General features: G+C 67.2%; 12 protein-coding genes, 1 pseudogene and 1 riboswitch. Of the genes and pseudogenes, 6 read left to right on the top strand and 7 right to left on the bottom strand.

Going from position 1 to position 13383, the window contains the following annotated elements:
* Positions 1 to 110 precede the first annotated feature (110 nt).
* Genes ACQCSU_RS14780 through ACQCSU_RS14770 form a run of 3 tightly spaced genes read left to right on the top strand, consistent with a single transcriptional unit; the run spans position 111 to position 3579 of the window.
* Entirely contained in the window at positions 111 to 857 is a 747-nt protein-coding gene (locus ACQCSU_RS14780; RefSeq protein WP_426976035.1) for an ABC transporter ATP-binding protein, read from the top strand.
* Positions 854 to 2902, top strand: coding sequence for a YhgE/Pip family protein (locus ACQCSU_RS14775; RefSeq protein WP_426976034.1), 2049 nt, complete (start codon positions 854 to 856; stop codon positions 2900 to 2902). Before ACQCSU_RS14780 ends, ACQCSU_RS14775 begins: the two co-directional genes overlap by 4 nt.
* Positions 2899 to 3579 carry a TetR/AcrR family transcriptional regulator gene (locus tag ACQCSU_RS14770; RefSeq protein ID WP_426976033.1) on the top strand — a complete coding sequence of 227 codons (681 nt, stop codon included), beginning with the start codon at positions 2899 to 2901 and terminating at the stop codon, positions 3577 to 3579. The genes ACQCSU_RS14775 and ACQCSU_RS14770 overlap by 4 nt, the downstream gene beginning before the upstream one ends.
* Positions 3580 to 4263: 684 nt before the next feature.
* On the opposite strand, the pseudogene ACQCSU_RS14765 reads toward ACQCSU_RS14770, so the two are convergent.
* The 5 genes and pseudogenes from ACQCSU_RS14765 to ACQCSU_RS14745 form a co-directional block, all read right to left on the bottom strand.
* Positions 4264 to 5256 (bottom strand): annotated as a pseudogene (locus ACQCSU_RS14765) (EamA family transporter); the annotation flags it as partial.
* 98 nt (positions 5257 to 5354) lie between these two features.
* Positions 5355 to 5852: a hypothetical protein gene (locus ACQCSU_RS14760; RefSeq protein ID WP_426976032.1), complete on the bottom strand. Its 498-nt coding sequence runs from the start codon at positions 5850 to 5852 to the stop codon at positions 5355 to 5357.
* 113 nt (positions 5853 to 5965) lie between these two features.
* Positions 5966 to 6493 (bottom strand): SixA phosphatase family protein, encoded by a 528-nt coding sequence (locus tag ACQCSU_RS14755; RefSeq protein WP_426976031.1) that lies wholly within the window; start codon positions 6491 to 6493, stop codon positions 5966 to 5968.
* Between the two features lie 67 nt (positions 6494 to 6560).
* Positions 6561 to 6764: a dodecin family protein gene (locus ACQCSU_RS14750; protein WP_354189975.1), complete on the bottom strand. Its 204-nt coding sequence runs from the start codon at positions 6762 to 6764 to the stop codon at positions 6561 to 6563.
* 292 nt (positions 6765 to 7056) lie between these two features.
* Positions 7057 to 7926: a winged helix-turn-helix domain-containing protein gene (locus ACQCSU_RS14745; RefSeq protein WP_426976030.1), complete on the bottom strand. Its 870-nt coding sequence runs from the start codon at positions 7924 to 7926 to the stop codon at positions 7057 to 7059.
* Positions 7927 to 8615: 689 nt separating this feature from the next.
* Between ACQCSU_RS14745 and ACQCSU_RS14740 the strand changes: the two genes are divergently transcribed.
* The 3 genes from ACQCSU_RS14740 (at position 8616) to ACQCSU_RS14730 (ending at position 12124) form a co-directional block, all read left to right on the top strand.
* Positions 8616 to 9356 (top strand): response regulator transcription factor, encoded by a 741-nt coding sequence (locus tag ACQCSU_RS14740; protein ID WP_426976029.1) that lies wholly within the window; start codon positions 8616 to 8618, stop codon positions 9354 to 9356.
* Between the two features lie 96 nt (positions 9357 to 9452).
* Positions 9453 to 10931, top strand: coding sequence for a HAMP domain-containing sensor histidine kinase (locus ACQCSU_RS14735; protein WP_426979802.1), 1479 nt, complete (start codon positions 9453 to 9455; stop codon positions 10929 to 10931).
* A gap of 240 nt (positions 10932 to 11171) precedes the next feature.
* Positions 11172 to 11331: riboswitch (cyclic di-AMP (ydaO/yuaA leader) on the top strand.
* On the top strand, positions 11330 to 12124 hold the full coding sequence (locus tag ACQCSU_RS14730) for a hypothetical protein (protein ID WP_426976028.1): 795 nt from the start codon (positions 11330 to 11332) through the stop codon (positions 12122 to 12124). (Overlaps the previous riboswitch by 2 nt.)
* A 126-nt stretch (positions 12125 to 12250) precedes the next feature.
* On the opposite strand, the gene ACQCSU_RS14725 is transcribed toward ACQCSU_RS14730, so the two are convergent.
* Positions 12251 to 12628 (bottom strand): VOC family protein, encoded by a 378-nt coding sequence (locus ACQCSU_RS14725; RefSeq protein WP_426976027.1) that lies wholly within the window; start codon positions 12626 to 12628, stop codon positions 12251 to 12253.
* A 107-nt stretch (positions 12629 to 12735) separates the two neighbouring features.
* On the bottom strand, positions 12736 to 13371 hold the full coding sequence (gene upp / locus ACQCSU_RS14720; protein ID WP_354242128.1) for a uracil phosphoribosyltransferase: 636 nt from the start codon (positions 13369 to 13371) through the stop codon (positions 12736 to 12738).
* Positions 13372 to 13383 lie beyond the last annotated feature (12 nt).

The raw sequence follows: 13383 nt of genomic DNA, 5'->3' as shown, positions 1-13383 counted from the left end.
CTTTTCGGGGCCTCAAGTGTACGTTCGCGCTTCCGGGGACGGGCTTTACTTGAACTGACCAGTCGGTTTAGTTAGACTTGGAGCAGACATTCCTCTGCGAAAGGCCCCCTTTGCTCTCCGTGCAACAGCTCTCCGTGAACGGCCGGCGGGACCTCCTGCTTCCGGCGACGTCGCTCCAGGCCATGCGCGGCGGGCTCCTGCTGGTGACTGGAACGCGGCAGGACCAGCGCACGGCCCTCGCGCTGACACTGAGTGGACGCATGAAGCCCTCCGGCGGCCACTTTTCCTGGGACGGCAGGGAATGGGATGGCAGCGCCAGGATCAAACAGCTGCGTGCGGCGAGCGCCGTGGTGGACTCCCCCGGCGTCAACGAGCCCGAGCAGCACCTGAGCGTCCAGGATCTCGTCACGGAGGACCTCGCTTTGGTCCCCCGCCGCTACCGCGGCGCCCTGCTCAGCAAACCCTGGCTCAAGGTCAACCGCTTCGAGGACATCGCCGGGCTGTGGGCCGAGCAGCTCGACGCCGGCCGGCGGATCGAGCTGCTGACGGCCCTGGCCCTCGCCAACCCGAACACGGATCTCCTCGTGGTCGACTCCCCCGACCGCCACAGCGGCGATCCCGCGGACTGGCTGCCGCGGCTTGAGGAGCTGGCGCACGACGCCGGGCGGCCGCTTGCCGTCGTCGCCACCGTCACCAGCCTCCCGGCCGGGTGGGCCGGTCCCGCCGCCTCGATCGGCAACGCCCGCCCCGGGCCCGAACAACGGGCGGAACCGCCGTCCGGGGACGAACACCCTGCTCAGACGCTGCAAAATCAAACGCAGCGAAGTCAAACACTGCAGGAAGAGGGCGCAAAGTGACTGTGCTGCGGCTGGCCCGCTCGGAACTCAAGCGCATGACCGCGGGCCTGCTGCCCAAGCTGACCATCCTGGCGCTGGTCATGGTCCCGCTGCTCTACGGGGCCGTGTACCTCTATGCCAACTGGGATCCGTACGGAAAGCTGAACCAGATCGACGCTGCGCTCGTGGTCGAGGACTCCGGCGCCACGTCCACGGACGGCACCCGGCTGGAGGCCGGCAAGAAGGTGGCGGAAAGCCTGACCGACGGCCATGTCTTCAACTGGCAGACCGTTTCCGGATCGGAGCAAGCGGACCAGGGCGTGAGCACGGGCAAGTACGCCTTCGCGCTGAAGATCCCCAAGGACTTCTCGGCCAACCTGGTCTCCCCCGGCAGTTTCGACGCCGCCAACCAGGCCATGCTCAACGTCACCACCAACGACGCGAACAACTATCTGCTGAGCACCATCGTGGATAAGCTCACCACCGCCGTGCACACCACGGTTGCCACCGAGGTGGGCGAGGAAACCGCCAACCAGCTCCTCACCGGCTTCGGCACCATCCATTCCCAGATGCTCAAGGCCTCCGACGGCGCCGGGAAGCTGGCCGACGGCGTCGCCACCGTGCACGACGGGACGGTGACCCTGCACCAGGGAACCGGCGAACTCAAGGACGGCGCCGCGGACCTCTACAACGGCCAGCTCAAGTTGCGGGACGGCGCAAACTCACTCAGCACGGGCGCGTCCCAGCTCAGCGCCGGGCTCACCCAGCTGCAGGACAAGACCGCCACGCTGCCTGCCGATTCGCAGCGGCTCGCGGACGGTGCCGCGCAGGTGGCCGCCGGCAACGCCGCGCTCAACACCCAGGTGCAGGGCCTGGCGGGCCAGTTGGCCGCCTCCGACCAAGCCGCCGCCCAGGCGCAACGGAGCCGGATCGTGGCATCCAACTCCCGGCTGGTCTCGGCGGGGGCCATCACCCCCGCCCAGGCGGACGCCATCCTGGCCGACTTCGATGCCAACCCGGCCCCCAGCGCCGCAGCGGGCCCCGCGGCCAGCCTCAAGACCGCCGCGGCACAGATCCAGCAGCTTGCCGACGGATCTGCCGCCGTGAGCGCGGGCGCGGCAAAGCTGGCGGCCGCTGGCCCGGCCCTCAGCGGCGCCGTCGCCCAGGCCGCTTCCGGGGCGGACCGGCTCGACGGCGGCGCAGCTGCCCTCGCCGCCGGGCAGCAGAGCGCGCTGGACGGCGCCGGGAAACTCTCCCAGGGTGCGGGGAAACTTGATGAGGGCGCGGCTCAGCTGGAGGGCGGGGCCGCCACGGCGTCCGACGGCGCCCGGACCCTTGCGGGCGAGCTCGCCAGCGGCGCCGGGAAAGTCCCCAACCCCGACGACGCCCAGAAGGACAGCCTCGCCCGGGTGATGGCCGATCCCGTCGCCGTCAGCAACGTCTCGCAGGCCAAGGCCGGGTCTTATGGAGCAGGACTCGCGCCGTTCTTCCTCACCCTCGCCCTGTGGATTGGCGTCTTCATGCTGATCCAGGCGATGCGGCCCGTCACCCAGCGGGCACTGGCCTCCAACGCCCCGGCGTGGAAGATCGCCGTCGGGGGCTGGCTTCCGTTCCTGGCGGTCGCCGCCGTCCAGGCGAGCTTGCTGACCCTGGTGGTGGACGTGGGGCTGGGGCTCAACCCAGCACATCCGTTGCTGATGTGGGTCCTCATGCTGGCCGCGGCGATGGCGTTCAGCGCGATAATCCAGGGCGTGGTGGCGCTGCTCGGATCTCCCGGCAAGCTCGTGGTCCTCATCCTGCTGGTGCTCCAGCTGGTCTCTTCCGGCGGCACCTTCCCGTGGCAGACCACGCCCGAGCCGCTGCATGTGGTGCACCAGCTCCTGCCGATGGGCTACGTGGTCAGCGGCATGCGGCACCTGATCTACGGCGCCGACCTCACCAGCATCCCTCCCACCATGCTGGGGCTGCTTGGATACACTTTGCTGGGTACGGCAATGTCCACCATGGCCGTTCGCAAGCACAAGTACTGGACCCTCAAGACCTTGAAACCGGAGATCGCCGTATGAGCAGCAGCCCTTCGGACAGCAGCTCGCCCTCTTCCGTCGCCGCTGGGACGCCAGGTCAATCGGCTCAATCGGCTCAATCGGCGAAGAGGCTACGTCCGGCGCGCACCAACGCCACCAAGCAGAAGCTGTTCGAGGCCTCCATGGAGCTGATCGGCGAGCGCGGCGCGGCGGGGGTCACCGTCGATGAAATCGCGGCGGCCGCCGGGGTCTCCAAGGGCACGGTGTATTACAACTTCGGCAGCAAGTCGGACCTGATCGCCCAGTTGCTGCGCCATGGGGTGGACATCCTGCTGGCACGGCTGCTAAGCGTCAAGGACACCGCCGCCGATCCCCTCGCCGCCATGGACGAGATGATCGGCCAGGCGATGGACTTCATGGCGGAGTACCCCTCCTTCGCCCGGCTATGGGTCAGTGAGAACTGGCGGACGCCGAGCGAGTGGCAGGACACCTTCACCGAACTGCGCGGACGCCTGCTCGCCGTGATCGGAGCCGCGATCGACGGGGTGGCCGCCGTCCACCCGGTTGATCCCACCGTCTCCCGCGGCAGCCTGGAGACCGCTATTTTCGGTGCCTGCTTTGTCGTTGGGCTCGACCGGCAGACCTACAACCCGGAACGGACCCGCGAGCAAAGCGTCGCCGCAATCATGGCATCCATGCGCGGCTACGTGGTGAAGTAGCCCCCGCTCAGGGATGATGGGTCACATGCGCCACATGGGTAACAGCGGCAAGACAGCCATCGGAGCGTTTCTGGCTGCCCTCGCGTTGCTGGTGCTGACCGGGGTCACCCTGCACGAGACGGTACTCGTGTGGTTCCTGGCCGCTTCCGCCGCCGCGTATGTGGCCTGCGTTGCCGAGGTGGTCGTCCGCCGACGGCACAAGACCCTGGTGGCAAGCGGCATCGGCAGCATCCTCTTCATGGCGTTCGGCATCGCATTCCTGCGGCAATGGGGGCTGGCCTTCAACTCGGACCCGGACGCCATATCCACTCCGGTGGATTCCGAGCATCCGGACCTGTACTTCTACCTCGCGGCGGCATCCGGCGCCGCCACCTTGCTGCTGCTGTTCGCCGGGACCGTCCTGCCCGGCAGGGGCGGCACCCGGCGTGGCGCCAGCTACGCCCCGCGCCGCCGTCCGACGTCGGCCTCCCGCGGCACAGCCAGGGGTCCGGCTTCCGGGGGTCCGGCTTCCAGGGGTCCGGCCGGGGGTCCGTCCCGCCGGGTTCCGTCGACGAGGGGCGCCTCCTCCGGGACGTCCGCGCCGCGTCCCGGACCGCGGGACTCTGCTTCCAGAACGTCAGCCGCCAGGACGGCAGCACCCCGGGCCACGCCACGGCCGGCGGCCAAGACGTCTGCCGCCAAGGCACCTGCTGCCAAAGAAGCGTCCGTCAAGTCTCCGGCCAAGTCCCCGGCCCTGCCTGCCGCAGGGTCGTCCACGCGCCGCTGAGCGTGCGGCGCCACACCCCGCGGCGTCGAACTCGTGCGCGACAAACGCCACGGTCGCAGCACCGCCGTCGCCACCCCGCCCAGCAGCAGCAGGCCCCCGGCCACTTCGGCGGGAGAGGGGACCTCGCCCAGGACCAGCCACGCCGTGGTCATGCCGACCACGGGGACCAGCAGCGTGAACGGGACCACCGCGGAGGACGGGTAAAGACTGAGAAGCCGGTTCCAGATTCCGTAGCCCACGAGGGAACCGAAGACCGCGGTGTACAGGGCGCTCAGCAGGGTGACGGGCTGCACGTCCATGAGAGCCCCCGACATCGCGGCCGGGCCGTCCAGGAGCAGTGAAAGCCCCAACAGCGGCAGCGGCACCACGGCACCGGACCAGACCACAAGACCCAGCCCTGAGGCTGCCTTTGCCTTCCGGGCGACGATGTTTCCGGCCGCCCAGGACAGGGCCGCCGCCAGCACGATCATGAGCGGCAACGCGGGGGCCACCAGGCTGCGCCCGACGGCCACCACGGCCAGGCCCGCCACGCCCAGGACGACGCCGGCGAACTGCCGCCGGCTGGGGCGTTCGCCGAGCAAGCCGGCAGCCAGCAGCACCGTCAGGAGGACCTGCGCCTGCAGGACCAGGGAGGCGAGGCCGGCCGGCATGCCCAGGGCCATGGCCAGGTAGAGGAGACCGAACTGGCCCGCGCCCATAAAGAGCCCGACGCCGACGATCGCCTTCCAGCTCACGTCCGGCTTCCGGATGAAGAAGATACAGGGGATCACCACGAGCGTGAAGCGCATGGCGACGAACAGCAGCGGCGGCATCTCCGTCCCATTCGGGTGCAGGCCAAGATCGATCGCGACGAAGTTGACGCCCCACAGCACGGCAACGAGCAGGGCCAGGGCGGAATGGCGAGGGTTCACAGTGCTACTATGCCGGTTTCAGGCGTGCTCCGCCCCTATGACGGGGACGACGCACCGAAAGTCCGGCCCAGGCAGCCGGGATTCGGGGAGACTTGCTGTCAGAGATTCCGTGGCCGGTCGCCGCGGGGCTGGTCATCCTCCGGCCGGTGGGTGCCGGTATCGCCCTGGACGTGGTTCGTCGCACCGCGGTCCCGGCGCAATTCCTCACCGCTCATCCCGTCGCGGGGCGCTTCGTCCCGGGACTCGGCGTCGCCGCGTTCGCTGGTCACTACGTCAGGGTCCAGTTCGTCAGCCTTCCGCAGCTGTTCCTGGGCGCCGGCGCGGACGTTCTCGGCCTCTGACTGGCGGCCGTGGGCTTCCTCGCGCAGGCGCTCGGCCTCAACTTCGGCCTGCTTCGCATCCGCCTCGGCGCGCGCCCCCTTCGCCTCGCGCTCCCTTGCACCGATCTCGTCGGTCTTGGCCTGTTCACGCATCTCGACCGCCCGGCTGCGGTTTGCCTCCACCTTGCGCTTGCGGTTGAGCATGACTGCCACTGCAATGATCGCCAGCACGACGATGACGCCAACAATGATCCCTATGAGCTGTCCTGAATCCACGATGATCCACCTTTTCTCTCGAACACGAAAGTCGACGAGTAACAGCATCAGTAAACCGCAGAATTGGTCCCGTGACTATGGATTCAGGGCGGCCGGGAGCCCGCAGCCGGGGACTATTTGGCCCGGGGCACTTTGAAGTGCGTGAGCCGTGCGTCCTGGCCATCCAGCTCGGACCAGGACTTCTCCGTTTCCATCACGGTCAGGCCGCTCGTGGGGTACCGGGTGGCCGCGTCCATGTAGGCGTCATGGTTGGAATCACGGGAAGCGAGGTGCATGGCAAGGTCCTGCACCCCCGGCATGTGCGAGATCACCATCAGCGTGGTGACGGTGTCCGGGACGTCGTTAATGACGGTCAGCATCCGCAGGGCTGAGGCGGCGTAGAGCCCGTCCTCAAGTTTCGGCGTCGGTGCCTTGTCGCCGAGTTCGTTGCACACCCACGTGCACGTCTGCCGTGTCCGGAGCGCACTGGAGCAAAGGATGAAATCGGGGACCACGCCGTGCTTGAGCAGCCATTTGCCGGCCATAGGCGCGTCCCTGTGGCCACGCTCCTCCAGCGGCCGGTCGTGATCCGCAACCCCTCCGGGCCAGTCGGCCTTGGCATGCCGCATGATCACCAGCCGTTTGATGTGATGCGCGCTCATGCACCAATCCTAGTGCGGACAGAATTCCACGGGCGCGCATCACTCGGGCTGCTACTCAGGCGGCGGTTCAGTCTTCCAGGACAAAGGTCACTTCCAGCACAACATGCCAGGCAACAACTGCGCCGTCGCTGATCTCCACCTTCTGTTCCTTGACCCACGCACCCGTGACATTGCGCAGCGTCTTGTTGGCCCGCTCGATCCCCTCCTTGATGGCAGCATCAAACGAGGTCTTGGAGTTCGAGCTCAGGGTAGTAATACGTGCAACAGACATGCTTCCTCCCAATAGTCGGATCAACGCTCAGAGCCTACGCCGCACCCACGAATCACAACAGGTCCCTCAGCCGCGGAGGCACATACCCGCCAGCCAGGCACCCAAAGCGCCCGCCACACGGCGGGGAACGTAACTGCCCGGCGGAAGCGAAGCGGCTTTCCGCGTAGTGCCGCATCGCCGACTGAGGAACGAAGGAGGTGTCTAAGGCACGGCGGAAAGTCGCTGAAGCGTCCCGCCAACGCAAAAGCGCCCGCCCCTGCAACAGGAACGGACGCTTTGCGTGAGCTAGAGACTAGATCGAGTATTCCGGAGCAGCCCAGACAACAACCTCGGGGTGCTCGTAGAAGCGGTACCCCTGGCCGCGCACCGTGCGCACGGTGTTGGCGAGCCGGCCGAGCTTGGAGCGCAGGCGGCGGATGTGGACGTCGATGGTGCGCTCATTCGGCACTTCTTCGGCGTTCCGCCACAGTCCTTCGAGCAGCTCGTCGCGGCCCACGGTGCGGGTGCCGTTCTCCACGAGGTAGTTCAGGAGCTCGAATTCCTTGAACGTGAGGTTCAGGGAATCGCCGTCGAGGTGGACCTCGCGGCGGGCAAGGTCGATGAGAACGCCGGAAGGGCGCGGGTCCTGCGGCTGCTGGAGGCGTGCGGTCTCGGCACGCTGCCGGGCGCCGACGGTGGGGTCGCCGAAGGTGGAGCGGACGACGTCGAGCGCGGAACCCGGGGCGCTGGCCGGCGCAACGGCGACGGCGGCGTAGCTCTCCGCACCCGCGACCAGTGACTGGGCGTAGGCCCGGATCTCCTGGGCGAGCTTGGCGATGGACGTGCCGGCAGCCGCGGCGGTCTCCTCGTCGATGCCCATGTAGAGCACGAAGCCGCGGGCGACGTTGTCGGCCGGGACGGGGCGGACCGCGTTGCCGTTAGCCGGACCAATGACAGGAGTGGGCGCCGTGGCCGGGGCGGCCGGAACGGCGCGGAGCTGGCCGTAGGAATCGGGGTTGTAGCCCTGTGCTGCATAACCAGGGGCCGGGAAGCTGTTGCTGGGACCGGCGGGGGCGAAGGGCGGGCGGCCGCCGCCACCAAAACCCTGGCGGATACCCGAGGCCTGGCCGGCCTTGCCGGCGTTACGGACGGAGATGTGGACGTATCCGGATGCAACTGACATGAATGCTTACCTCAATGTGAATGGCCGTCATCGCGGCTCGAATGCTACTTTTCCCCGCAATGAAACTGGGGAGGGGCGCCCGACGCTGGGCTGGGGCGAATGCCTAGAAACTCTTGGGGTGTAAAAGTTAGGCGTACATTCGACAACAGCGCATCTCGGTATCAGCGGGTGGGCTGATCCAGGAAGCTGCGGCTGCAGGTGCTGTTGAGTTCTTGTTCACAATTGAAGTGTGCAACGTAACAATGCCAACTTGCAAGTAACAAAGGGATTCGGGTTCCACATAGTGAGACGAAACGCGGGATTGTAGTGCAGATCACAATTCTGCCGCGTCGATAAAATAACAGATGTTTTCCTGACTGACTGGTCGGTCGTGGCGTTTAGCCGAATATTGTTCGCCTCGGATGGCTGTTTGCCAAGAATCCTTCATGGGAGGGCAGTCTGGCGGAAGCTTCGCCTACTTATCATTCAATGTCCACCGTCCCACAGAGTGGTCACACCGTCAGGCCCGAATTGCCCGGCGGCGGAACGCCTTCAAAGTTCCGCCGCCCATGCCGGCCGTTCCGTCAGAGACGGTTCCAAAAGCCCGCGACGGACCACCGCGGCGGCTGCCAGCTCGCTAGGCTGGGATTCACAGGTGCAGCACAGGATCCCCAAAGCCACGCCTAACCGGCAGAACGGAGAGTTGTCCCATGGCCTCCTCGCACTCCATGACCAACAACCTTCCGCAGCTCACCCACCCGGACGGCTCCCCCATCCGAGCTCTCGTCGTGGATGACGAACCCAGCCTCTCCGAGCTCATGAGCATGGGCCTGCGGATGGCAGGCTGGTCCGTCGCTGTCGCGGCAGACGGCCCCGAAGCGGTCAAACTCGCCAAGGAGTTCCGCCCAGATGTGTTGGTGCTCGATGTCATGATCCCCGGGTTCGACGGCGTCGAACTGCTCGGCAGGATCCGCGCCTTCGCTCCGGTTGTGCCTGCCCTGTTTCTCACCGCGAAGGACGACGTCCAGGACCGGATCACCGGCCTCGCCGCCGGCGGGGACGACTATGTCACCAAGCCCTTCAGCATGGAGGAAGTCCTGCTGCGCCTGCACCGGCTCGTGCAGCGCTCCGGCGTGGCCGCCATGGACTCAGCGGAGCTCGTGGTCGGTGACCTCGTACTCAATGTCGATACCCGTGAAGTCACCCGGGCCGGCGAGGAACTGCACCTCACCGCGACGCAGTTCGAGTTGCTGCGCTACCTCATGGAGAACCCCAAACGGGTCATCAGCAAGGCGCAGATCCTGGACCGGGTGTGGGACTACGACTTCGGCGGACAAGCCAACATCGTCGAACTGTACATCTCCTACCTCCGCAAAAAGATCGATGCCAGCCGCGCTCCCATGATCCACACCGTGCGCGGCGCCGGCTACGTCCTGAAGCCGGCGGATTGATCCGTGCGCGCTCTCCCCGGTGAGACCCCTGCCCCCCGGCGAAAGTGGCGCGACCCCTCCACCTGGCATCTGCGCACCCGGCTGGTCCTCGTCACCATGGCGCTGCTTGTGGCCATCTGCGGCGCCGTAGGACTTTTCAGCTACGCCTCCATGGACGTCTTCCTCACCAAGCAACTCGACACGCAGCTGGATGAGGCGTCCCACCGCGCCAGCGTGTTCGGACGGCCCTCGCCCGGCGACTCCGGCGGACGCACCGATCCGCTGGAGGCCCGAGGCCAGGGCATCGGTACGCTCAACGCGCGGATCCTGGGTGGCGCCGTCAGCAGGGCCGGCTTCCTCGCCGGGGACGCCACCCGGAAGAGCCTCTCCCCCGATGACGACCACGTCCTCCTCGGACTCACGCCCAACGGCGTCCCGGTTGACCGTACGCTCTCGGCCGGCGGCTACCGGCTCACTGCCGGGCGGACCCCCTATGGAGACGTGATCGTCACCGGGCTGCCGCTGGCGGAAAAGCAGAACACCCTGGCTTCGCTCGTGTGGACCATGGTGGTGGTGTCTGCCGGCGGCCTCATCGTCATCGGTCTCGCCGGCACGGCACTGATCCGCCGGACCATGAAGCCGCTCGAACAGCTGTCCGAGGTGGCTACCAAGGTCTCCCGACTCCCCCTCGACGCCGGCGAGGTGGCACTTGCAGTCCGGGTGCCGGCGTCGGCCGCCCATCGTGGCACGGAAGTGGGCGGCGTGGGATACGCGCTGAACCAGATGCTGGACAATGTCTCCAACGCGCTCGAGGCGCGGCAGCTCAGCGAAATGAGGGTGCGCCAGTTCGTGGCCGATGCCTCGCATGAGCTGCGGACCCCGCTAACCGCTATCCGCGGCTACACCGAGCTGATGCGGATGACCGAGCAATTCACGCCGGACGGTGAGAAGTCCCTCGCACGGGTGCAGAGCCAGTCCGAACGGATGACCACCTTGGTTGAGGATCTGCTGCTGCTGGCCCGCCTGGACGAGGGCCAGCCCCTCAAGCTCAGCGAGGTGGACCTCACCCAGCTGGCGATCGAGACCGTCAGTGACGAGAAGGTCATGGCCCCGGATCACGTCTGGCAACTGGAACTCCCCGAAGAGCCGGTGGTGGTCCGCGGCGACTCCGCCCAGCTGCATCAGGTGCTGGCCAACCTGCTGTCCAATGCGCGCAAGCACACCGGGGCCGGGACGACGGTGGTGACCGGAGTGATGCGTTCAGCCGATGGAAGCGCCGTGGTCACGGTGACCGACAACGGGGACGGGATCCCCCCTCAGTTCATGAATAAGGTCTTTTCACGCTTTGCCCGCGCGGACGCCGCGCGGAAGAATCCGGCAGCTACGACGGCGCCAACCTCCCGTTCGGCGATTTCCCGCAGCCCCTGGGCCCCCGCCCCGGCAACGACGGCAACCACTGCCGAGGGGACCAGCGGGCTTGGCTTGTCGATCGTGCAGGCGATTGTCGCGGCCCACGGCGGCACCGTCGAGGTCACCTCCCGGCCAGGCCGGACGGAGTTCGCCGTTCGCCTGCCCACGAGCCCGCCCGTGACCTAGCCGCGGTCGCGTCCGTCCACCGCCGTTCGACGGTTACGTGCCGGCTAGACGTTACTGCGCGTCGAGTGGGCACGCAGGCGGCGCAACGGCACCGACGGCCAGGCGGAAGAGCACAAGGCGACACTCCGCTGTCGTGATGTCCGTTACCAAAATGTGACTCTCGGATGGAACTCCTGTACGGTTTTTAGAGTGCGGCCACCACTGGCGCCGTATATCCGGATGGACGCCAAACTCTGCCGCTTCCCGGATTCGCTGGACCAGGCAGAGGCGGGGGACCCAGAGTTCCCGGGCATTCTGCATCTATGCACCCTTGGGGTGAAGCCGACACGTGAAGCACCGTGCGGCCGGATTTCTCATCCGAACCCGACAGCTAACTCCGCAGGCGTTTGAGAGGCATCATGACTGAATTCAAAGTACAAACGCGCCCCGACAGCGCTGCAGGCAAGTCCCGCTCCACGCATTCACGCCACCGCGCAGAGTCAGCCAAGCCGGCCTCGGCCCTGTCCCGGTTTGCCGCGGGCATCGGTTCCACTGGCCGCCGCGCCGCCGTCGTTGCCACCGCCTGCGCGGTCCTCGTCGGAGTTGGCGCTGCCGGTCAGGCCGCCGAGACGGCCAACGGTCCCTCCGCCGCCGGCAGCTCCAAGGCGTCGGCCACCGTTGCCGACCCGCTGACGCCCCTGAACTTCGAACGGGTCCGCGTCGACGCCCAGACCTCTGTGCCCCCCGGCGCCAGCGTCGAGGCCCAGTCCGCGGAGGTGAAGCCCGCTGAAGCACCTGCACCTGCCGCGGCTCCGGCACCTGTACCTGTCGCGGCTCCGGCACCTGCCCCCGCACCTGTCGCGGCACCCGCACCGGCCCCCGAAGCGGCGACTCCCGTCGCCGTTGACGATCCCGCCGCGGCGCAGGCCTACGCCGCATCGCAACTGGAATCCTACGGCTGGGGGCCCGGCGAAATGCAGAGCCTGATGAAGCTCTGGACCAAGGAGTCCGAGTGGAAGACCACGGCCACGAATCCGAGCAGCGGCGCCTACGGTGTGGTCCAGTCCCTGCCGGCCGAAAAAATGGCGAGCTCCGGCGCTGACTACCTGACCAACTACCGGACCCAGATCAACTGGGGTCTCAATTACGTCAAGGAACGCTACGGCTCCCCCAGCGGCGCCCTGAACTTCCATTACGCGCACAACTGGTACTAAGCCAGCCGGCAGTTTCCCGGACGAACCTGCTTCAGCAAGAATGCCCCGAATCCCTGCGGTTCGGGGCATTCTTTCGTGCTGAGTGCTGTCAGTGGACGGAGGCGGGACGGACGTGCGCTGGTGCGTCTAGCCGTTGGGCCGGTTGGGGATGTACTGCACCGCCCATTTGTTGCCGTCGGGATCGGCAAAATGGACGAAGTGGCCCCAGTCCTGGACATCGACGTCGCTGACGTCCACGCCGTTATCCTTGAGCTGCTTGTGCGCGGCCTGGATGTCGCTGACCACGAGCTGCAGGCTGGGAGCGGTGCCTGGCGGCGCCTCGTTGAGGCCCTCGCCGATGGCGATCGAGCAGCCGGAGCCCGGCGGGGTCAGCTGGACGAAGCGGATGCCGTCCGTGGGCCGCTCGTCGTAGTCGGCGTTGAAGCCGACTTTGTTGACGTAGAAATCCTTGGCGCGGTCCACATCGGACACGGGGACAAACACGAGTTCAAGTTTCCAGTCCATGGCCCACACGCTAGCGCGGGTTGCGGGATTCCGGAAGGGAACGTGTGCCGGTCCCGGCAATAGCCGGGTCCTCGGCGCCGGGTCCTCGACGCGGCTGCCTGGCTGTACTAGCCCGCGATGCCGTAGAGGCGGTCGCCGGCGTCGCCCAGGCCGGGCACTATGTAGGACTTCTCGTTGAGCTTCTCGTCGATCGAGGCGAGGACGATCGTCACGTTGGCGTCCGCGAGCTCCTCCTCCAGCCTGGCCAAGCCTTCGGGGGCGGCGAGCAGGCAGATGCAGGTGACGTCGGAGGCGCCGCGCTTGAAGAGGAACTTGATGGCCTCGCGCAGGGTGCCGCCCGTGGCCAGCATGGGGTCCAGGACAAAGATCTGGCGGTCCGTGAGGTCCTCGGGGAGGCGCTCGGCGTAGGTGATGATGTCCAGGGTCTCCTCGTCCCGGGCCATGCCCAGGAAGCCGACCTCGGCGGTGGGGACCAGCTTGGTCATGCCCTCGAGCATGCCGAGCCCGGCACGGAGGATCGGGACCACCAGCGGAGTGGGCTTGGTGAAGGCGGTGCCGATGGTGGTGCTGACCGGGGTCTCGATGGTCACGGGCTCGGTGCGGACCTCACGGGTGGCCTCATACGCCAGGAGCGTGACGAGCTCCTCGGTGAGCTGGCGGAAGACCGGGGACGGGGTGTTCTTGTCCCGCAGAACGGTGAGCTTATGGGCGACCAGCGGGTGGTCCACAACGAGAGTGCGCATGGGTCAAAACTA

It is taken from the genome of Pseudarthrobacter sp. O4 (genome assembly GCF_050157025.1).
Lineage (GTDB): Bacteria > Actinomycetota > Actinomycetes > Actinomycetales > Micrococcaceae > Arthrobacter.
Note: the sequence above shows the minus strand (reverse complement) of the source record. Positions and strands in the feature narration are given on the sequence as shown.